Consider the following 1,467-nt stretch of genomic DNA (forward strand, 5'->3'; position numbering starts at 1 on the left):
GAAGCTACCCTTTATACACAAGTATATATTATTTTTTTTATCTTTGCTTGATGTTATTAGAGACAGATCAAATTCGTGATCCTCGGCTTTTGCGGCGTTTAAACTTAATTTGCTCTCAGATGGTTGTCCATCAAAGTGCTATAGTGAATCAATTTAGTAAGGAACATAAAGAAAAGATGGGTGCTTATAGATTTTTGAACAATTCCTCAGTCAGCTCTGATGCTATCTTATCAGGTCTGATACACACTTGCTGTAAGAATGCTTCCGGTCGTCAGCATTTACTGTGTATTCAAGATACCTCGGAGATAAACTATGAGGCTCATGTTGAGCGAATGAAGAAAAAAACAGCCAGTCCCGGCATTGTCGGTCAAAAGCAATGTGGTACTTTTTTGCATCCTGTCTTGGTAGTGGATGCCTCCAGTCATATTCCTATAGGCTTTTCTTCGGTTAAGCAGTGGAATCGCTCACCGGCTGCTTTAAGTCGTGAAGAACGTAATTACAGATATCAGCCTATAGAAGAAAAAGAGTCATATCGTTGGATAGAAAGTGGAATGGCTGCCAGTGAGCAAATGCCCCGGGATGCAGTTAAAACGATCATCGGTGACCGTGAAGCGGACATTTTCGAGCTTTTCAGCCGTATCCCTACTGATAATGTTCACTTGCTGATACGTTCTGTTCATGAAAGGAATTGCCGGTTGGATGATCCAGACTGTTCTGTCCATCTGAATACATTAATGGAGCAGGCTGTTCTACGGGCAGAGTATAGCTTTGAAGTGCTCCCGGGAAGCGGACGTAAGAAACGGGTAGCGTGCATGGAACTTCGCTTTGAAAGAGTCACCTTGTGCGCTCCTGTTAACGGTCCGGCAAAGGGCAGTCCCCCTGTTAGTCTTTATTGCATACATGTTAAAGAAAAATCTTCCAGTACACCGGTAAATGAGAGCCCTATTGAATGGAGACTGCTAACTACACATGTGGTGGAGACTGTAGAACAAGCAATTGAATGTATCGGTTGGTATCGTTGTAGATGGCTGATTGAAGAGTTGTTCAGAGTGCTCAAAAGAAAGGGATTCATGATTGAGGACGCACAGTTGGAAACAGTTTCGGCATTACAAAAACTAATCTTAATTTCCTTGCAGGCAGCCCTGCAGGTGATGGTACTCAAACTTTCTTTTGATAAAGAAGATGAAAAACTCTCTTCAGAAATCTACTTTACAAGCAAAGAAATAGCATTATTACATATAGTAGGAAAAAAGAGTGAGGGAAATACCAAAATACAGCAAAATCCATATAAAAAAGAATCAATGGCATGGGCAGCATGGATTATTGCAAGGTTAGGAGCATGGAGTGCATACAAGAGCCAGTCCATTCCAGGATATATAACCTTTAAGAATGGACTGGATAGATTTAATACACAGTTTGAACTGTATGAGTTAATCAGCTAAGACTTGTGTATAAAGGGTAGCTTCC

The 1,467-nt window shown here is 41.1% G+C and carries 1 protein-coding gene; it reads left to right on the plus strand.

Annotated elements, in window-relative coordinates; genetic code table 11:
• Nucleotides 1–119 precede the first annotated feature (119 nt).
• The gene (locus tag NBH01_RS26510) at nucleotides 120–1,442 is read left to right on the plus strand and encodes an IS4-like element ISBthe3 family transposase (protein WP_062694768.1); all 1,323 of its coding nucleotides are present in this window, start codon (nucleotides 120–122) and stop codon (nucleotides 1,440–1,442) included.
• The last annotated feature ends 25 nt before the right edge of the window (nucleotides 1,443–1,467 follow it).

The organism is Bacteroides sp. B1-V-101, from assembly GCF_023656585.1.
Taxonomy (GTDB): Bacteria; Bacteroidota; Bacteroidia; order Bacteroidales; family Bacteroidaceae; genus Bacteroides; species Bacteroides thetaiotaomicron.